The sequence below is a fragment of the Pseudomonas sp. W4I3 genome (assembly GCF_030816195.1).
Classification (GTDB): Bacteria; Pseudomonadota; Gammaproteobacteria; order Pseudomonadales; family Pseudomonadaceae; genus Aquipseudomonas.
In genome coordinates, this window is record NZ_JAUSXS010000001.1 from 2,643,997 (window position 1) to 2,663,978 (window position 19,982).

15 protein-coding genes are annotated in these 19,982 nt (G+C 60.4%); 8 read left to right on the forward strand and 7 right to left on the reverse strand.

The genetic code is table 11. The features are described from left to right. The 3 genes from QF045_RS12235 to inhA form a co-directional block, all read right to left on the reverse strand. Complete coding sequence (locus QF045_RS12235) at positions 1-1,461, reverse strand: mannose-1-phosphate guanylyltransferase/mannose-6-phosphate isomerase (protein WP_306492403.1); 1,461 nt, start codon at positions 1,459-1,461, stop codon at positions 1-3. Further along, the gene (locus tag QF045_RS12240; RefSeq protein ID WP_306492404.1) at positions 1,461-2,900 is read right to left on the reverse strand and encodes an undecaprenyl-phosphate glucose phosphotransferase; all 1,440 of its coding nucleotides are present in this window, start codon (positions 2,898-2,900) and stop codon (positions 1,461-1,463) included. Before QF045_RS12240 ends, QF045_RS12235 begins: the two co-directional genes overlap by 1 nt. Before the next feature lie 444 nt (positions 2,901-3,344). Next, positions 3,345-4,025 (reverse strand): isonitrile hydratase, encoded by a 681-nt coding sequence (gene inhA, locus QF045_RS12245; RefSeq protein WP_306492405.1) that lies wholly within the window; start codon positions 4,023-4,025, stop codon positions 3,345-3,347. Between the two features lie 91 nt (positions 4,026-4,116). On the opposite strand from inhA, the gene QF045_RS12250 reads away from it, so the two are divergent. Continuing rightward, on the forward strand, positions 4,117-5,082 hold the full coding sequence (locus tag QF045_RS12250; protein ID WP_306492406.1) for a GlxA family transcriptional regulator: 966 nt from the start codon (positions 4,117-4,119) through the stop codon (positions 5,080-5,082). Here the strand turns inward: QF045_RS12250 and QF045_RS12255 are convergent. The 3 genes from QF045_RS12255 to QF045_RS12265 are packed head-to-tail and all read right to left on the reverse strand — an operon-like array spanning position 5,071 to position 8,630. Next, complete coding sequence (locus tag QF045_RS12255) at positions 5,071-5,973, reverse strand: alpha/beta fold hydrolase (protein WP_306492407.1); 903 nt, start codon at positions 5,971-5,973, stop codon at positions 5,071-5,073. The two genes, QF045_RS12250 and QF045_RS12255, sit on opposite strands and share 12 nt — an antisense overlap. A gap of 37 nt (positions 5,974-6,010) precedes the next feature. Continuing rightward, positions 6,011-7,837, reverse strand: a complete 1,827-nt coding sequence (locus tag QF045_RS12260; protein ID WP_306492408.1) for a glycoside hydrolase family 15 protein — start codon at positions 7,835-7,837, stop codon at positions 6,011-6,013. Next, positions 7,830-8,630, reverse strand: coding sequence for a glucose 1-dehydrogenase (locus tag QF045_RS12265; protein ID WP_306492409.1), 801 nt, complete (start codon positions 8,628-8,630; stop codon positions 7,830-7,832). Before QF045_RS12265 ends, QF045_RS12260 begins: the two co-directional genes overlap by 8 nt. Positions 8,631-8,777: 147 nt before the next feature. Between QF045_RS12265 and QF045_RS12270 the strand changes: the two genes are divergently transcribed. From QF045_RS12270 to QF045_RS12290, 5 genes are all read left to right on the forward strand, one after another. Next, positions 8,778-9,278 (forward strand): sigma-70 family RNA polymerase sigma factor, encoded by a 501-nt coding sequence (locus tag QF045_RS12270; protein ID WP_306492410.1) that lies wholly within the window; start codon positions 8,778-8,780, stop codon positions 9,276-9,278. Positions 9,279-9,304: 26 nt separating this feature from the next. After that, positions 9,305-10,255, forward strand: a complete 951-nt coding sequence (locus QF045_RS12275; protein ID WP_306492411.1) for a FecR family protein — start codon at positions 9,305-9,307, stop codon at positions 10,253-10,255. A gap of 97 nt (positions 10,256-10,352) precedes the next feature. Then, positions 10,353-12,758: a TonB-dependent receptor gene (locus QF045_RS12280; protein ID WP_306492412.1), complete on the forward strand. Its 2,406-nt coding sequence runs from the start codon at positions 10,353-10,355 to the stop codon at positions 12,756-12,758. 276 nt (positions 12,759-13,034) lie between these two features. Beyond that, positions 13,035-13,832, forward strand: a complete 798-nt coding sequence (locus tag QF045_RS12285) for a hypothetical protein (protein WP_306492413.1) — start codon at positions 13,035-13,037, stop codon at positions 13,830-13,832. Between the two features lie 798 nt (positions 13,833-14,630). After that, the gene (locus QF045_RS12290) at positions 14,631-15,392 is read left to right on the forward strand and encodes a hypothetical protein (RefSeq protein ID WP_306492414.1); all 762 of its coding nucleotides are present in this window, start codon (positions 14,631-14,633) and stop codon (positions 15,390-15,392) included. Between the two features lie 39 nt (positions 15,393-15,431). Here the strand turns inward: QF045_RS12290 and QF045_RS12295 are convergent, their stop codons facing one another. Beyond that, positions 15,432-16,583 carry an MFS transporter gene (locus tag QF045_RS12295; RefSeq protein WP_306492415.1) on the reverse strand — a complete coding sequence of 384 codons (1,152 nt, stop codon included), beginning with the start codon at positions 16,581-16,583 and terminating at the stop codon, positions 15,432-15,434. Between the two features lie 543 nt (positions 16,584-17,126). Here QF045_RS12295 and QF045_RS12300 point away from each other — a divergent pair. Beyond that, positions 17,127-19,145: a type VI secretion system tip protein VgrG gene (locus QF045_RS12300; protein ID WP_306492416.1), complete on the forward strand. Its 2,019-nt coding sequence runs from the start codon at positions 17,127-17,129 to the stop codon at positions 19,143-19,145. Beyond that, complete coding sequence (locus QF045_RS12305; RefSeq protein WP_306492417.1) at positions 19,145-19,978, forward strand: DUF4123 domain-containing protein; 834 nt, start codon at positions 19,145-19,147, stop codon at positions 19,976-19,978. Before QF045_RS12300 ends, QF045_RS12305 begins: the two co-directional genes overlap by 1 nt. Positions 19,979-19,982 lie beyond the last annotated feature (4 nt).

Sequence of the window (19,982 nt, forward strand, 5' to 3'; positions counted from 1 at the left end):
TCACTTCTTCACTTCGGCAGGCGCACGCCCATAGATGTCATCGAAACGCACAATATCGTCTTCGCCCAGGTACTCGCCGCTCTGCACCTCGATCATCACCAGGTCGATGATGCCGGGGTTGGTCAGGCGGTGTTTGTGCCCGGCCGGTATATAGGTGGATTCGTTGGCGTTGATCAGGAATTCTCGCTCGCCGTTGGTGATCTGTGCTGCGCCGCTGACCACCACCCAGTGTTCGCTGCGGTGATGGTGCATTTGCAGCGACAGCGACGCCTGGGGCTTGACCACGATGCGCTTGATTTTAAAGCGGCTGCTTTCCTCCAGCACGGTGTAGGTGCCCCACGGCCGGGTGACGGTGCGGTGCAGGCTGAAGGCCGGATGGTTCTGGCGCTTGAGTTCGGCCACGATGTAGCGCACGTCCTGGCTGCGGTGAGCGTCGGCGATCAGCAGCGCGTCGGGCGTGTCGACAATGATCAGGTCACGCACGCCGACGGCGCCGAGTACGCGCTTGGGCGAGTCGATGTAGCAGTTGTGCACGTCATGCAAAATCGCTTCGCCATTGACCTGGTTGCCCTGGGCATCGCTGGGCGTGAGTTGGCGCAGGGCTTCCCAGGAACCTATATCGCTCCAGCCGATATCGCACGGCACCACGGCCACTTGGCTGGATTTCTCCATCAGCGCCACGTCAATGGAAATGTCCGGCGCACTGCCGAATGCGTCACTGTCCAGTTCGCGCTGGCGCGAGGTTTTGTTTTGCAGGAGCTGGCTGTGCTCAAGGGCTGCACGTGCGGCGATCAGCACGTCGGGCGCATGGGTGTCCAGTTCATCCACCAGCGTGCTGGCCTTGAAGCAGAACATGCCCGCGTTCCATAGGTGTTTGCCGCCGTCGAGGTAGGCTTGCGCGGTGGCCAGGTCGGGCTTTTCGACAAAGCGTTTGACGCGGTTGCCCAGGCGCAGTGCTTCGCCTTTTTCGATATAGCCAAAACCGGTTTCCGGGTGGTCGGGTTGAATGCCGAAGGTCACCAGGTAGCCCGCTTCGGCCAGGTCGCGGGCCTGGGCGACGGCGTCGGCAAATGCGGTTTCATTGAGCACCAGGTGGTCGGCGGGCATCACCAGCAGTTGCGCGTCGCCACCGAAATGCTCCTGCACATGCAGCGCCGCCACGGCAATCGCCGCTGCGGTGTTGCGCCCGAAGGGCTCGAGCAGCAGGTCCAGGGGGAGGTGGGCCTTGTTGACTCCACGGTAGTCATCCAGGGTGCGAAACAGCAGGTCGCGGTTGGTCACCGTGAGCACGTTCTCCACACCGGGTAGGCGGGCGGCGCGCTGAAAGGTTTTCTGCAGCAGGCTCTGGCCGTCGCGCATGCGCATGAACGGCTTGGGCATGTTCTGCCGCGATACCGGCCACAAGCGCGTGCCCGAACCACCGGAAATGATGCAGGGAATTAATCCGTTGAGGGTATTCATCAATAGACTTCCTTGGTGGAAAGGACGGCCGGGACCGTCATGAAAACGATGTACAAGTCAAACCACACCGACCATTTGGAGATGTACTCCAGGTCGTACTCGACGCGTTTTTGAATTTTGAACAAGGTGTCGGTTTCGCCCCGGTAGCCGTTGATTTGCGCCCAGCCGGTGATGCCTGGCTTGACCCGGTGCCGAGAGCTGTATTCGCTGACCGCCACTTCGAAAGGGATGCCCGCCGCCTTGGTTGCGGTGGCGTGGGGGCGTGGGCCGACCATGGACATGTTGCCCTGCAGTACGTTGAACAACTGCGGCAACTCGTCGATGCTGGTTTTGCGAATGATGCGCCCGACGCGGGTGATGCGCGGGTCCTTGCGGGTGGTCTGGCGTTCGGCGGTGAAGTCGCTCTGGTCGGTGAACATCGAACGGAACTTGAAGACGCGGATTTCATTATCGTTGTAGCCATAGCGGTTCTGGCGAAACAGCACCGGGCCCTTGGAATCGAGCTTGATCGCGATGGCCGTCAACAGCATCACCGGCGACAGCACCACCAGCGTGATGCTGGCCAGCAGCAGGTCTTCGCAGCGTTTGATAAAGGGCGACCAGCCGCGCAGCGGCAGCTGTGAGGTGTTGAACATGAGGATGCCGCCCACATCGGTGATGCGGCTGTGGCCGTAGCGCAGAGCGGCCATGTCCGGCACCAGCATCACGTTCACCGACATCTGCCGCAGGCGATTGACCAACCCATGGATACGCTGCTCGGCGGCCCAGGGCAGGCAGATCATCACTTGGTTGACCTGCTCGGCGCGGATCAGCTTTTCCAGGTCGCGGGTATTGCCCAACAAGGGCAGGCTGCTCAATTCCTTGGGAATGCGTTCGGTGCGGTCGTCGATGAAGCCAATGAGGCCGGAGCGGATATCGCCATTGCGTTGCAGGTGGTCGGCGACGTGCACGGCCGTGTCGGTGAAGCCCAGGATCACCGTGCGTTGCAGGAATTTGCCCTTGCGCATCAGGTTGCGGTACAGGCGCAGCATCACCAGGCGCTCCAGGCAGAACAGGCCAAGGCTGGCGAAGTACCACACCACCAGATTGCGCGGGTTCAACTGCGGAAACACCTGCAGAATCTGGTACATGAACAGCAGGATGCAGAACGCCGATGACCAGGCCACGATGTTGGCGCGCAGGCGCAAGCGGTTGCTGAACAGCTCTTCGGAATAGATGCCCAAGGCCTGGAACAGAATAATCGTCAAGACCGCGAAAAACAGCAGCAGCCCCAGGAAGTGCGAGCGCATCTCTGAGTCCATCGGGTCGAGGAAAATCGCCAGGACCAGCGGTGGCAAGATGGCGGTCAGTCCATGGACCAACTTGACAAAAACAACAAAAAATTCAACAAAGCCGGCCCGGGTCAGAAACAGACTGACAACTGATGACTTCTCGCGCATACAAACATCCCTCATTGCACACCAAGGTCGCTCTGCGGCCGCTCAATTGAGCAGGCAGCGCGCTACATCTGGTTAAAACGCAACCAACCATCCAAGTGAAACCATCCAAATGAAGGAAGTTTTGCGGGGCTAGTGGCTAAAGGAGGTTCCCTTTTGCGGCTTAGTCAATAAGTTGACCATTAAGCGAGGACAGCATTATAGACACGTTAATTTGAGTTTTGTGTGCCATTTTGTTGACGTTCCTTGTTCTGTCACCCGGTGTTGGGATGTGATTTGGAGTGTAGGAACAAATGTCAGAATTTTCCTGTTTGAAGGGAAAAGGTTTTTTGGCGGGGGGCGGTAAGAGGGGACGCAGAGGGGCTAAATGCTTGAAGCGGGGACGCCTTCACAGCTCGTAAGATCATACCCACGCAGAGCGTGGGTATGATCATCGACGCGATTGCATCAACCTAATCGGGCCGCTGCCCGTGCGGTGATCTCGCCACGCGCCTTGCGTGACTGCGCCGTGCGTTTGTTGGCTTCGGCCAGCACATGCGCCGGTGCTGTTTGTGGCCGGCCCGCATCAAAGGGCGGCGCCGGTGCGTATTCGATTTGCAACTGCACCAGTTGCGCCGCTGCTTCGCTATACAGCTCTGCTGCCAGGGTCAGCGCAAAGTCGATCCCCGCCGTGATTCCGCCGCCGGTAAACAGGTTGCCGTCGCGCACCACACGCGCTTGCACCGGGATCGCGCCCAATGGGGCGAGCAGGTCGTGGTAGGCCCAGTGCGTAGTGGCCTTGCGACCGCGCAACAAACCCGCCGCGCCCAACACCAGCGAACCGGTGCACACCGAGGTCATGTAGCGCACGGTTTGCGCCTGGTCCCGGAGAAAGTCCAGGGTGGCCGGGTCCTCCATCAGTGCGCCGACACCGGCACCACCGGGCACACACAGCACATCCAGGTTCGGGCAGTCGGCGTAGGTGATGGTCGGGGTGAATACCAGGCCGGTGCTGGAGGTGACCGGTGCCAGGTCCTGCCACACCAGGTGCAATTGCACGTCCGGCAGCGAACCGAGCACGTCATAGGGGCCGGTAAGGTCCAGTTGCTGGATGCCGGGGAATAGCACAAAGCCGATATGCAAGGTCATGAATGGAGCTCCGATAAAAGGGGTGGACGGCTTCACTGTAGGGGCCTAGGCTTTGGCGAATACGCCATTGAACCCACAAATCTCGCCAATCATGCCCAGAATCATTCATGTCCTCGCTTTCGATTATGCTCAGGTGCTCGACGTCACCGGGCCTCTGCAGGTCTTCGCGTCGGCCAATGACCTGGCCCGCCAGCGCGGCTTACCCTTGCCCTATGCGGTAAATGTGATCGCCGACCAGGCCAGACCGGTGATGACGTCTGCAGGGCTGGCGCTGGTGGCCGACCCGCTGCCTGACGTCGAGCAGCCCTGCGACACACTGGTGATCGCGGGCGGCTGGGGTGTCTACGATGCCGCCCAAGCCCCGGCGCTGGTGCATTGGGTGCGGGAGAAGTCGCGGCACAGCCGGCGCATGGCCTCGGTGTGTACCGGCGCTTTTCTGCTGGCCGCCAGCGGCCTGCTCGACGGTTGCCGCGTGGTCACTCACTGGACGCGCTGTGAAGAGCTGGCGCGCAGGTTTCCCGCCTTGACAGTGGAGTCCAACCCGATCTTTATCCAGCAAGGCACGCTGTGGACCTCGGCCGGTGTGACCGCCGGTATCGACCTGTGCCTGGCCTTGGTGGAGGAGGACCTGGGACGCGCCGTCGCTTTGGAAGTGGCACGGCATCTGGTGGTGTTTCTCAAGCGTCCCGGCGGACAGTCGCAATTCAGCGTGACCTTGTCCCTGCAAAAGAGCGACAGCCGCTTTGCTGAATTACACGCCTGGATCGCCGAGAACCTGTCGCTGGACCTCAGTATTTCCACCCTGGCCGCCCAGGCGGGCATGAGCGAGCGCAGCTTTGTGCGCCACTACCGTGCCGAAACCGGCCAGACCCCGGCGCGGGCCGTGGAGCTGATACGGGTTGAAAGTGCACGCCGGCAACTGGCAGACAGCACGACCCCGATCAAGCGCATCGCCGTGCATTGCGGGTTTGGCTGCGAAGAAACCCTGCGCCGCAGTTTCCTGCGGGCCCTGTCGGTAACGCCTCAGGCCTATCGCGAGCGGTTTTCACCGGCCTAGCAGTTCCAGCAGCGCGGCGAGGGTGGCTTGCGGCGCTTCCTGAGGAATATTGTGGCCGACGCCGGGCAGCACCTGGCGTCGATAAAAAGCGCTGAAGTGTTCGACATCGTCATCCTCTTGCGGTGGCGGCCCCACGCCGTCATCGGCCCCGCACAGCGAAATGCTCGGCACGCCAATCGGTGGTTGCAGCGCCAATGCCTGCTCGATGAATTCCAGCGCGGGATCTCCCGGCGCATACATGAAGCGATGGCGGTAGGAGTGAATCACCACCTCGACAAAATCCGGGTTATCGAACGATGGCGCGGTTTGCTCATACAGGTGCGGCCCGCGCGCCCACGTCGGTGACCACAGCGACCACAACAGCTCGCACAGCTCCCGCCGATTGGCGCTCAGGCCATCCACGCCGCGCTGGGTGTGAAAATAATACTGGTACCACAAGCGGTGCTCTGTCACAGGCGCCCGCGGCTTGAGCGACTGGGCGATGTCCTGGATGTTGTAACCGTCTGCGGTCACCAGCCCGCGCACCCGTTCCGGCCACAGCGCCGCAACGATACACGCGGCGCGCCCACCCCAGTCATAACCGGCCAGCGTGGCGCAGGGGATGGACAGCGCATCCATGAAGTCCAGCAAGTCCTTGCCCAGCGCGGCCTGCTGACCGGAACGCATGACCTGCTCGTTGATAAACCGCGTCGGGCCATAACCGCGCAGGTAAGGCACCAGTATGCGGTAGCCGTGCTCGGCCAGGACCGGAGCGATTTCGTCGTAGGCGCGAGGGTCATAGGGAAAACCGTGCAGCAGGATCACCGGCGCACCCTCGACCGGGCCGTGGGTCTCATAGGCGATATCGAGCATGGAGGTGCGCACGTAGAGCAGCGGGGCGAGGGCGGTCATCATTGACTCCTGAACGTTGCTGACAAATTCGCTAACATCAAGGCTGCCATACCGTTTTCGTACCGCTGAGCTTACGGTCCAGAAACGTCGCCGCGCTGATCAACGCCAAGTGGCTCAACGCCTGAGGCGTGTTGCCCAGGTGCCGAGCCTGGCTGTCGAACTCTTCGGCGTACAGCCCCAGCGGATTGGCGTAGCGCAGCAGTTGTTCGAACTCCAGGTGTGCCTCCTCCACCTGGCCGGCGCGGGCCAGGCATTCGACGTACCAGAACGAGCACGCGGTAAACGCGCCTTCGGTGCCTTGCAACCCGTCGATCTGGCTGTCGTCGTTGCGGTAACGGTAGACCATGCCGTCACGTACCAGGCTTTTCTGGATGGCCTTCAGTGTCGACAGCCAGCGCGCATCCGTTGCGGCAACGAAGCGCACCAGCGGCATCAGCAGCATAGAGCCGTCAAGCGCGGTGCTGCCGATGTGCTGCACAAAATGCCCGCGTTCCTCGTTCCAGAAATTGCTCCAGATGTCCGCATAGATGGCCTGACGAGTCTGGTCCCAACGCGCGAATGGCGCCGGTAACGAGCGCTTGGAGGCCAGGCGGATGGCGCGGTCCAAGGCCACCCAGCACATCAGGCGCGAGTGCAGGAAGTGATGCTGCTCGCCGCGCATTTCCCAGATGCCGACGTCTTTCTGATCCCAGATTTCGCAGACCTGGTCGACCACCTCCACGGTGTGTTTCCAGCCTTCGTGGGAAATGGCTTCGCCGTATTTATTGACGAGGTAGACCGCGTCCATCAGTTCGCCGTAGATATCCAGCTGAATCTGGCTGAATGCTTCGTTGCCCACACGTACCGGCTGGGCACCACCATGGCCGCTCAAATGGTCCAGTGTGGTCTCGGGCAGTTCCTGGCGGCCGTCGATGCCGTACAGGATGTTGATCTTGGTGGGTTGGCCGCAGCAGTCGCTGACCCGACCTTTGAGCCAGCGCATGTAGGCATTGGCTTCCTCGACGAAACCCAAACGCATGAATGCGTAGACGGTAAACGAGGCGTCGCGGATCCAGGTGTAGCGGTAATCCCAGTTGCGTTCGCCGCCAGGGCTTTCCGGCAGGCCGAAGGTGGCGGCGGCGATGATTGCGCCGTGTTTGCGGGAGGTCAGCAGCTTGAGCGCCAAGGCCGAGCGGTTGACCATTTCGCGCCAGCGCCCGCGGTAGTTCGATTGGCCGATCCAGCTGCGCCAGAACTTCAAGGTGCGTTGCAGGTAGAGGTCGGTGCAGGCATTGGTCACGCGTGGATCGTCCTGGCCGCCGAGCACGAACTCGGCGCCTTCTTCCTGTGCCAGGCTGAAGCTGGCCAGTGCCGCGTCATCGTCCAGTGTCAGCGGGTGGCTGCCGACCAGGCGCAGCCCAGGCTGACCGTCCGCGCTGAACAACACGCCCGCCTCGCAGGCACGGGCCTGCGTTTTGGCACGGGCGTAGTCATGGCGCACGGCGCAGCGCAGGTGGAAGGTCGCCTTGCCGCTGACCACCCGCACGCGGCGGATCAACAGCGGCAGGTCGTCGACCTCTTCGCTGACCGCCAGCAAATCGGTGATTTCCACCACCGCCGTATCGCTGAGCCAGCGGGTTTGCAGCACATTGGTGTCGGGCAGGTAGATCTGCTCGCGGCGCGCATTGGGCAGGTCTGGCGTGAGCTGGAAAGTGCCCGCTTCAGGCGTGTCGAGCAATGCGCAGAAAATCGACGGGCTGTCGAACTCCGGCCAGCAGAAAAAATCGATGCTGCCCTGGTCATTCACCAGCGCCGCGCTGCGCATGTCGCCGATGATGCCGTGAGCATGAATGGGGCTTTGTGGCTCGTTCTTCAGATCAACCATTGCCACGAAACTCCGGATAAAGGCTCATGCCGCCATCAATGAACAGCGTGCTGCCGACCACATAATCGGACGCGTCGCTGGCCAGCCATACCACGGCGTTCGCCACATCTTCCACATCGCCGACCCGGCCATAGGGAATCAATTTGAGCAGCTCTTTTTGCGCCGCGCCTTCGGTGGCCGCGCGGTTGATCGCGGTACGAATCGCCCCCGGCGCAATCCCGTTGATCCGTATACGCTGCTCGCTGACTTCCTGGGCGAGGGTGCGCATCAGCATCTCCACACCGCCCTTGGACGCCGCGTAATTCACATGCCCGGCCCAGGGAATCAACTGGTGCACCGAGCTCATGTGGATGATCTTGCCGGCAGCGCGGGACACGCCCTCGCGCACGCCTTGACGGTTGAAAATGCGCACGGCGGCGCGGGCGCAGAGGAACTGACCGGTGAGGTTGACGCCGATCACCGTGTTCCAGTCGTCAAGGCTCATGTCGACCAGGTTGGCGTCTTTTTGCAGGCCGGAATTGGCCACCAGAATATCCAGATGACCGAAGGCATCGAGGGTCTGGGCAAACAGGCGTTCAACGTCGGCCTCCTTCGACACATCGCCACCGATGGCAATCGCCCGTCCGCCGTTGGCGTTGATCTGCGCGGCGAGGGCTTGCGCCGGTGCCGCCTGGGAATTGTAGTTAAGCACCACGGCCGCCCCGGCTTCGGCCAGCGCCTTGGCGGCACCCGCGCCGATGCCGGAGCTGGCACCGGTGACCAGGGCCACTTGTTGTTCCAACGAGAGCTGCATGGACTGCCCACCTTTGATTTGTGAGTTCAGTCAGCTGACTGGTAGGGCAGCGTACAAGTTCATCGCTCATTTGAACGACCGCCAGCAATTGCCCCCACTTAATAGGAAGCATTACTATTCACGCCCCGCCTCCCCAGTGCACCCGCGATGATCCCGCAGCCGCCCCGCAGAACAGGCTTTTTCCAACACTACGAAGAGTTGATCGGAACCTGGACGCGCCGCCTGAGAAACCGTCAGCAGGCCGAAGACCTGGCCCACGACACCTTTGTGCGGGTGCTTGAGTCCAAACCCTGCGAGGTTGAACAACCCCGTGCCTATCTGCACCAGACAGCGCGCAATATCGCGGTCGATGCCTATCGCCGCGAAGACCGTCGCGAGGCGATGACGCTGCACGCCGTTGACCAGCGTTCGCCCCACACCGGCGACCCTGAGCACTATATGCACGCGATCCAGTTGGCGGACTCCATCGAGCGTGCCCTGGCCGAGTTGCCACTCAACTGCCGCAGGGTGTTTATCTGGCAGAAGATCGAAGGTCTTACCCAGCAGGAAATCGCCGAACGCCTGGGGCTGTCTAAAAACATGGTGGAAAAGTATATGATCCGCACCCTGCGGCACTTGCGCGACCGCCTGGATGCGCTGGCACCATGAGTCGTTTTGAAACAGGACCTTCCACCATGGATACCCATGCCCGCGATGAGGCCGCGCAATGGTTCGTGCGCCTTCAGGATGGCGAGTTGAATGCGCAGGAGCGCCAGCGTTTCGAAGCCTGGCGCGCGCAGCGGCCCGAACACCAATATGAATTCGATGTGCTGCAAGGTCTGTGGAACGCGGCGGACCTGCTGCCCAAGGCGCGGCTGCAGGCTCTCGGCGATGCGCCGCTGAAGCGCCCCCTGCGCGGCGCCGTGCTGCGCTATGCCGTGGCTGCCAGTGTCGTCGCCGTTGCACTCAGCCTGGGATTGTTCCTCACGCACAGCCAGACAAAATCGTACGATGCTGAGTTCACTACGCGCCTGGGCGAGCATCGCCAGGTGACCTTGCCCGATGGCTCCTCGATTGACCTCAATAGCCGCAGCGTGGTGACGGTGCACTACGAACAGGGCCAGCGCGGCGTTGAGCTCAAGCAGGGTGAGGCGATGTTCAATGTCGAGCACGACCTCGATCGACCCTTTGTGGTTAAAGCCGGAGCGGGGTGGGTGACGGTTACCGGCACGCGCTTCGATGTGCGCCGGGATGACGAGCTGACCCGCGTCGCGGTCGAGGCCGGTACGGTGAAGGTGCAAGGGCGCCTGTCTGATCAAGGCGTGACACTGACGGCCGGGCGTGGCACCCACGTCGATACCCAGGGCCGGGTAGCGGCGGTTTATGCGGTGAATCCTGCAGAACTGACGGCCTGGCGCAGCGGCAAACTGGTGTTCAACAACGCCGCTTTGAGTGACGTGGCGCGGGAAGTGTCGCGCTACCGCGAACAGCCGTTAAGGGTCAGCACGGCATCGGTGGGTAACCTGCGCCTGACCAGCGTGTTCAACACCAGCGATACGGAAGCCTTGCTCAAGGCCCTGCCGCACATCCTGCCGGTGGCCTTGCGCACGCTGCCGGATGGCAGCCAGGAAATTATTTCACGCTGAAATTCAGGTTTTTTTCGAGTTCTTCGTCTTCTTCTGCAACTGCGACTGGTTTGTATTAACCACCGCGCACCCTTGCGATCACAGGACCCGGCTCGACGTGAAAAAACTCGCCATCGACAACAATAAAATCTCCCGCTGGGCTCCTCTGGCCCTGGCCATTGCGGTCAGCACGGCGCTGCCTGCCGCATTCGCTGGCGAGGGCATCCATATTCGCGCCCAATCCCTGGGCGCGGCGCTGAGCCAACTGGGACAGCAAACGTCACTGCAAGTATTCTTCAGCCCCGACCTGGTCGCGGGCAAGCAAGCCCCCTCGGTGGACGGCGATCTCTCGCCCGAGCAAGCACTGCGCCAATTGCTGCAGGGCAGCGGGCTGTATTACCAGATCGACGCCGGCTCCGTGACCCTGCGCCCCTTGAGCAATGGCACCGGTGAAGCCGGCTCCCCCCTCGAGTTGGGCGTGACCGATATCAAGGTCGTGGGCGACTGGCTTGGCGATGCCAATGCCGAAGTGGTGCAGAACCACCCTGGCGCACGCACGGTGATCCGCCGCGAAGCCATGGTCGAGCAGGGCGCGATGAACGTCGGTGACGTATTGCGCCGTGTACCGGGCGTGCAGGTGCAGGAAGCCAACGGCACTGGTGGCAGCGATATTTCCCTCAACGTCGGTGTTCGCGGCCTGACGTCGCGCCTGTCACCGCGCTCCACCGTGCTGATTGACGGCGTGCCGGCCGCGTTCGCCCCGTACGGCCAGCCGCAGCTGTCGATGGCACCGATTTCCGCCGGCAACCTGGAGGGCATCGACGTCGTACGCGGTGCGGGTTCGGTGCGTTATGGCCCGCAAAACGTCGGCGGCGTGATCAACTTCGTGACCCGCGCAATCCCGCAAACCTTCTCCGGTGAAGTCGGCACCACGCTGCAGACCTCCGCCCACGGCGGCTGGAAGCACGTCGAGAACGCCTTTATCGGCGGCACCGCCGACAACGGCATCGGCGCCGCGCTGCTGTACTCCGGGGTCAATGGCAACGGCTATCGCAACAGCAACAATTCCAATGACATCGACGACGTCATCTTCAAGACTCACTGGGCACCGACCGACCAAGACGACTTCTCGCTCAACTTCCACTACTACGACGCCAGCGCCGACATGCCCGGTGGCCTGACCCAGCAACAGTTCGACGCCAACCCCTACCAGTCGGTGCGCGACTGGGACAATTTCAGCGGCCGTCGCAAGGATGTCTCCTTCAAGTACATTCGGCAGATCGACGACCGTACCCAGGCCGAAGTGTTGACGTACTACTCCGACAGTTTCCGTGGCAGCAACATCGCCAATCGGGACTTGAAAACCCTCAGTTCCTACCCGCGCACCTATTACACCTTCGGCATCGAGCCACGGGTCTCCCATGTATTCGACATCGGCCCGAGCACCCAGGAAGTCAGTGTGGGTTATCGCTATCTCAAGGAAGGCATGCATGAGCAGGCCAGCAGCCTGAACCTGGTCAATAACGTGCCGACGCCGGGCGGGCAGAGCGATGGGCATGCTTACCAGGACCGCACGGGGGGCACCGAGGCCAACGCGTTCTACGTCGATAACAAAATCGATATCGGCCAGTGGACCATCACCCCGGGCATCCGCTTCGAAGACATTCGCACCGAGTGGCATGATCGCCCGGTGGTGGGCCTCAATGGCAAGCGCACCGAAGAGAAACGCCGCGAGGTCCATAACAACGAACCACTGCCCGCCCTGAGCGTGATGTACCACGTGTCCGATGCGTGGAAGCTGTTCGCCAACTACGAAACTTCGTTCGGCAGCCTGCAATATTTCCAGCTGGGCCAGGGCGGCACCGGCAACCAGACCGCCAACGGGCTCAATCCGGAAAAAGCCAAGACCTACGAGATCGGCACACGCTACAACGACAGCGTCTGGGGTGGCGAAGTGACGTTGTTCTACATCGACTTCTCGGATGAATTGCAATACGTCAGCAACGACGTGGGCTGGACCAACCTGGGCGCCACCAAGCACGCCGGTCTCGAGGCGTCGGCCCACTACGACCTGTCCAACCTTGACCCACGCCTGGATGGCCTCACTGCCAACGCCGGTTTCACCTACACCAAGGCCACCTCTGAAGGTGACGTGCCCTTCAAGGGCCGCGACCTGCCCCTGTATTCGCGTGAAGTGGCGACCCTGGGCCTGCGCTACGAGGTCAATCGCTGGACCCACAACCTGGACGTCTACGCCCAGTCCGGCCAGCGTGCGCCAGGCACTGGCACTGCCTACATCACTCAAGGCACCGCTGATGGTCAGTTCGGTGATATCCCCGGTTATGTGTCGGTCAATGTGCGCAGTGGGTATGACTTCGGTGCGCAATTGTCGAATCTCAAACTGGGTGCCGGTGTGAAAAACCTGTTCGATCAACAGCACTACACCCGCTCCAGTGATAACAATGCCGGGTTGTACCTGGGTGAGCCGCGTACCTTCTTCGTACAGGCCAGCGTCGGGTTCTGACTGCGCCTTGATCCAAACAATCGCCGCTCATCCTGCTCAGGGTGAGCGGCGATTTACGTTGTGCCGTGGGCAGGGAAAATTTCGCGATTCGCTCTTCATTCCCCCAAGACTTCGTTCCTACCCGTATTCGGCTGTTTTCAACACGTCGAGGAACCTATTGCCACCGCCCTGCCACACAGCAAAGGCCTGCTGGTGCAGAGCTGCGCCACGATTCTCGTGTCCGTCGGCACGTCTGCGGCAGGAAGGCACCGCCCTAAATCAGAACTGGAGCATCCCATGTCGGTATCCGCATCCAATCAAGCGCTCGCCTCATCAACTGACAACCGTCCGCAGACACGCGCAGACGCGCATCCCAAAGCGGTGGCCAAGGCTGCGGTGACGAGCGGCCCGAGTTTCGCGCAATCGACGAGTCAGTCCGGCCCGATTTTCGATAGCGTGGCGCACTCTTGCAAACCGTGTTGCAAGCCAGGCCCGCCCGCACGTCCCAACCCAACGCTGCCGGATCCTTTATATGGCAAGCAAAGCAACGAGGTGTTGGCTCAGAGCCTGTTGGATAAATACAACGCGTTCAAACCCTGGCACGCAGCGACCGTCACGCCAGAGCATATCAGCAGGATGGCACGTCAACCCTTGACCGGGAATTCGGAGAAGGACGCCAATATCAGGCTGGCCAGGGAACTGCTCAAGCGCCCGGAGCTGATGCAAGCCCTTGATCGAAATGGCGAGACGGGTGCACTGGATAAGTCCCTGTCTAAAGAGGACATCAGCAAATTCATTTTTTCGTCGAACCCACTGAAGCTTCAAGACGACAAGCAACTTGCCCAGAATGTCCTGAATAACTTCAATGCGTTGAAAGGGCCGTGGTGGAGCGCCAACCGAAACGCCATCGACATCAACACATTTGCAAAGCTCGCGTCGCGCCCACTTGTGGGTCATGAGGCAACCGACAACATTACCCAGTTGGCGAAAGAAATCATGGCGCGCTCGGAGCTGAAGGGCTCGATGGACAATACCTTCGGCTTTCTGCGTGATGGCAAAATCACCCGGAACGACCTGTACCGGCTCCTGCGCTAAGGTCTGACCGAATGCGTTGCATCGGTCGGTAAGCGCCGGCCGGGAATCGCCTCCTCAGTGAGGCAGGAACCATTCGCAAGTATTGACCACGAAGAAGCATCTATCGGTCTTGCCCATGGATGCCTTCGTCTACGTGAACAGGCAATGGCCTATGAATTCGACATCATTTGAACCTCGCCAAACTCACTCCCAGTACGCTGTTGCAAACCTGCCTGTTCCGGCAACGACGCTACAAGGCCCAGGCAGATCTCAAGCAAAGGCGCTCAACCTTACGTCGTCGCCGAAGTTCAGTTTCAAGGCGCCTACGACCGAAGACTTCGACAGGGGCTCGCGAGCCGTTGAGGACAGGCCGGCGCCTCGGTCTGCGCTGTCATTGTTCGAATTGCTCTTGAGCAAATTGTCGCGCCGTCATTGACAGTTCTCCGACCTTTTTGACGGCGTCGCCTGGCTGGTTACATAAGCTCAAGGTTTAACGGAGCAGGCTGACGGTTTGTCGGAACCATAATTTTTTGGATTGCCACATATTCGATGCTTGTCTCGCGCTCACAGTCAAAGCGCTTCGAAGATGGGTCACTCAAGGTTCGAGTAGGGCAATCTAAATAAGGCAGAAATGAACATGAATAACGGCATAAATACTTCGGGCTCTCGATTACCCAACCTGGGGAATTGGTCTGCCGGTGCAAATCAGGCACCTGCTCCAGCCAGTGGTGGTACACGCGGCTCAGCGTAGTTGACAAGGCGATTGGTGTTCAGCAGCCGGTCGCCACGACCTCGAGTTTTTCCCACAACAGTTCAATGATGAACGGCGCCAGCCGACATTTTGACGGCCAAGGTTTGTATGGCGGAATGTCGAATGTGGGAAATCCCTATATCAGTTCCGATGATCATCTGCTGGCGACCGACCTTGGCAACAACTTTTCCATGCTGGATAAGTTCAAGAAAAATGGCCATTTGACGCAGAGCAGCCTGCAACAAATCGCCGCTGAGGATGTGCATACAAGCAGCGTCGCCGAACGCACCATCCTGTTGGCCAGGGAGATACTCAATCGTCCCCGGCTCAACGAAGCCATTCTTGTAGATGGCGGTAAAATCACCCCTGAAAGCCTGGCCAAGGCATCCGACCTGGTTGTGGGTAACACCAACCCCAATACGCAAAGCGCGGATCCGTTCCATTCGAAAACCAATTCACAAGTTGTCGAAGCGTTCCGGGGCATATTTGATCAGTTGCGCGATGAATCCGAAGATTACAGCTTCTTCTTCGAGAAGCACCGCTACGTCAAGACAGACACGCTTATCGAAATAAGCAAAGACCCTGACGAAACCGATAAGAGCGGTAATGTTGTAAGGGACCCGGCTACTGGGTTCCCCAAGAAAAAATACAGCGAGCAGCAGGTATACGTTGCCAAGAACATTGTTGAGCGACCAGGGTTGCTCGCCTCGCTGGACAGCAGCAAGGCTAACGGCACCAACATTTTCGGGAGCCACAACAGTGATGGCTGGCTGAAGAACTACAGCATCGATCGATGGCTGGAAAACGATAAGAAAGAAAAGGGTAACTAAAGGCGCTGGAGGCGTGAGCGGGCTGAATGATCAGGCCGCTCATACACGCAATATTTTCCCGCTGACCGCCACTGCCGCCAGCAGCCCACCGATCAGCAGGAACGCGGTTGCCACGCTGCTGCCATGGGCAATGAACCCGATCACGGCCGGCCCGGCCAATATGCCTGCATAGCCCAGCGTGGTGATGGCGGGCACTGCGATGTGTTCCGGCATTACGTTCTGCTTGCCCACGGCGGTATAGAGTACCGGGACGATATTGGAACAGCCGGCGCCCACCAGCGCATACCCGAGCAGCGCCATTTCCCAGGCCGGGGACAGCGTGGCCAGGAACACACCGGCTGCCGCCAACGAGCCACCGGCCACGATCACCCGGGTAGCGCCCAAGCGCCGCACAATCACGTCACCGGTCAAGCGCCCAGCGGTCATGGTCAGGGCGAATGCCGCATAGCCGAGGCCTGCATAGGCTTCGTCCAGCCCGCGCTCGGCACTGAGGAACACGGCGCTCCAGTCCAGTACTGCGCCTTCGGCCAGGAAAACGATGAAACACAAGCAGCCGATAAACAGCACCACGCCGTGGGGAATGGCGAACGCCGGCCCTGAGCTTTCACTGCCATAGGGGAGCAAATGGGGACCGGCCTTGAGCAGCGCCACTATCATGATGACGATCACCACCAGCGTCGCCTGCAACGGCGACAAACCCAGCGCCAGCAAGCCGGAGACGCCCGCCGCACCGACGATGCCACCCAGGCTGAACAGACCGTGGAAGCCCGACATCATGGTTTTGCCGCTGGCGCGTTCCACGATCACCGCTTGCAGATTGACCGTCGAGTCCACGGTACCCAGCCCTGCGCCAAACAGAAACAACCCCGCGATCAGCAGCGGGATCGAACTAACGGTCGCCAGCATCGGCAACGCCAGGCAGATCATGATGGTGCCTGCGCTCAACACGCGTCGGCAGCCAAAGCGCGACGCCAACACCCCGGCAACGGGCATGGCGAGGATCGATCCTACCCCCAGGCACAACAGCAACAGGCCAAGTGTGCCCTCGTTGAGTTGTGCACGCGCCTTGGCGTACGGCACCAGCGGTGCCCAGGCCGCGATGCCGAAGCCGGCGATGAAAAAAGCGATACGGGTCGACATTTGCTCCAGCCGCCCTGGAACCACGGGGGCAGAAGTGGGAATGGCAGTCATGAATAATCCTTGGTGTTGCGTTCAACGAACGATGTCCTGCGCGACATCCTTGCACATCAGGCCTCGTCGAGCGAGCCAGGTTCCCCCGGGATTTTCGGGTGGTGCGTGACGGAGTTTGCGAATAAACGCTGTCGATCGCGTTTGCTCCGCCTGTGGGTAGCGGGCGTCTCAGTGCCAGTGCGTCTGCAGGTTGAAGCTGAAACTTTGTTGAGCGTCAGTCTTTTCGGGACTGCGCATCCTCTCGCATAAGCAGTCAACATTGCAGTGAGTGTCAGCTGATTCCTTATTGAATAGTTGTGTTTGGAAGTGCTGAAGTAAGAACTTTCCTGTTGATGATTATTTGTTTATCAAAGCCGTTTATGACTTCATAAAAGACACTTCCATTCTCGCCGTAAGAATCTTCTTTTTTATTTTCGAAAGGTCGAATTTTTCCTGAAATCGCTAAGCTTCAGAGCGTTCAGGCGTTTTTTCTCGACCCGCATTCAGCGGTCAGCGGGGAAGAACTTTTATAAAGGGTTATTTATTGATAGCGGGTAACAATCAATGGTTGACGCTCTTGTATCGTCACATTTCAAACTAATGATTGCAGGGTGCACTGCCAACTTGCAGGTGCTTGCTTTCAAGGGCAGCGAGTGCCTGGATCAACCGTATTTCATTCAGGTGCAATTAGTCAGTGATAACCCTGACCTGGACCTGGAGGCGTTGCTTCACCAGCCTGTGTATCTCTATCTGGGCGAAGCGGATCAAGGCCTGCACGGGTTGGTTTACGCCATCGGCCGTGACGCCTCGGGGGCTCGGCTCACCCGTTATCGTCTTACGCTCGCGCCACGTCTGGCCTGCCTTGCCCACCGACGCGACCAGCGGGTGTTCCAGCAGCGCAGTGTGCCGCAGATTATCGCCAGCGTTCTTGAGCAACACGGCATCCTGGCAGATGCCTACGCGTTCGAGCTGGGTCCGGTGGTTTATCCGCCTCGGCTGTTTTGCGTGCAATACGCGGAAACCGATCTGCAGTTCATTCAGCGCCTGTGCGAGGAGGAGGGGATCCATTACCACTTCCGTCATAGCGCCGATTCCCACTTGCTGGTGTTTGGTGATGATCAAACAGTGTTTCAGCGCCTGCCAATCCAGCGCTACTGCTCGACAGCCGATCCGATGGGCGCAACGAAGGGGGTTCAGCGCTTCGATGTACGCCTGCAAACCCGTAGCTGGCGAACGGTGCGCCGTGATCATGACTTCGAACACCCGTCGCTGCGTTTGCAGGAGGCCGCCGGCCGCGCACCGGAACCGGCCCTTGAAGATTATCGTTTCCCTGGCGGTTTCACCGGTCACGCACGGGGGGCGCAACTGGCGCGTCGCAGCCTGGAACGGCATCAATCCGACCGTCATTATGCGTCAGGCAAGAGTGACCAGCCCCGGTTGCGCAGTGGCCATTTCCTTGAACTGCAAGACCACCCGGATCCGCTCTGCAACGACTTGTGGTTGATCACCTCGGTGCGGCACGAAGGCTATCAGCCACAGGTTCTGGAAGAAGCGATACCCGATACGGACACCTTCGTCGGGTATCGTAACCGCTTCACCGCGACGCCTTGGCGTGCGGTGTATCGGCCTGCTCTCAAACATCCCAAGCCGACCATCAATGGTAGCCAAACAGCGACTGTCACGGGGCCTGCGGGTGAGGAGGTGCACTGCGATGCCTATGGCCGGGTGAAGGTCCGGTTTCATTGGGATCGCCTGGACAGGACCGATGACAAAAGCAGCTGTTGGGTGAGGGTTGCATCCGGTTGGGCCGGTGCCGGGTTTGGCGCCATGATGATTCCGCGAGTGGGCATGGAGGTGCTGGTGACCTTTCTGGAGGGGGACCCGGACCAGCCATTGATCAACGGCTGCCTGCACAATGCGCTGCACCTGCCGGCCTATTCCCTGCCGCAGCACAAGACCCGCAGCGTGCTGCGCAGTTGCAGCGTTCCCGGCGGTGCGGGCGGCAACGAGTTGCATCTTGAAGACCGCCAGGGCGAGGAGCTTATCTACCTGCGAGCCCAGCGCGACCTGGAGCAGCATGTGGGTCACGACAGCCGTTTGGAAGTGTTGGGTGAGCGCAGTGAAATCATCCAGGGTTTAAGCACGGTTCGTCTTGAGAGCGGCGAGCAGCGCCACATTACGGGTGACCGCAGCGTTGTGCTGAAGGCAAGCGATCACTTGGCCGTGCACGGCGATAGCCACACTCAGGTGACTCAGGTCATGGTGATCGAAGCCGGCCAGCAGATTCACTTGAAGGCGGGGGCCAGCCTAGTAGTCGATGCCGGCGCGCAGTTGAGTTTCAAGGCGGGCGGCGAGCATCTGCAGATTCAGGCCGGAGGGATTTTCAGCAGCCGACCCATCACTGTCGGTGGCGCGCCATCCGCCGCAAGGTCAGTGAGCCCTTCGTCTGTTTCGATTACGCCTGGGGTGTCGGTTGTGCAGGGCCTCGTCATGGAAATGGCGCGCCAACTGGACGCGGATTTTTGCCCGGTATGTGAGCGTTGTCGCGAAGGCCGGTGCGATATCACCGGGAGGGCTGCGTGATGCCAGACGTGCCTTATCAATGGATGGCGCAGCAGCAACAAGCGGGGCGTCGTTTGTGTCTGATACTCGAAGCCGGCAACGAGCACTGCCAGTCGCTCATGGCGGCGCGCAACCTCTCGCAATATTGCCCGCTCTATGCCGAAACAGCGGTAGCGGAACTGGCGAGCAAGGGCCCGGTGATCCTGCTCTTGGAACAGCTCGGGGAGCCGGCGCTGGCCCATCCCCTGCAAAACCCGGAGGCAAATCGGGGGTGGCTCGGCAGTTTACCCAGCGATGACCTGATCCCCGTAATCCGACATTGGCGTGAGCGGCTGCTGGTCGGGCCAGAAGGCGAAAAGGCCCTTTACCGTTTCCACGACAACCGCACCCTGGCCCGTGCGCTCGCGTATCTGCCTGTAGCGCAATGGCCCATCTACCTGGGCCCGCTGATCAGCGTGTGCTACTGGCATGAGGGCCGTTGGCACAGCCATGACAACCCCGCGCCGGGTGAATATCCGGTGCCCGATCCCGCGCCCTGGTTGCAGACGCCCAACCCCCAGGCCGCGGCCATTCTGCAGGCCAACATCCTGCGCTACCTGCTGACTGAGCACAGTGAAGACCTGGCTGCCTTGGTCGAGTTTCAGGACCCGAGGATCTGGCTGGCCCAAGTATTGGAGCAGGCCCGTATCTGGCAATGGCGTTCGCCTGAGCAGCTTGAGTTCCTGGTGGTGCGCCGGTTGGAAGAGGCGACACGGGGCAGTGCCATTCGGTGGCAACCGTTAGACGGGGAGGCACCGACCCAGCATTTTGAGCGTGTGCTCGAGCAGTGGCGCAAGGAGGGGACTCAAGGATGATCAG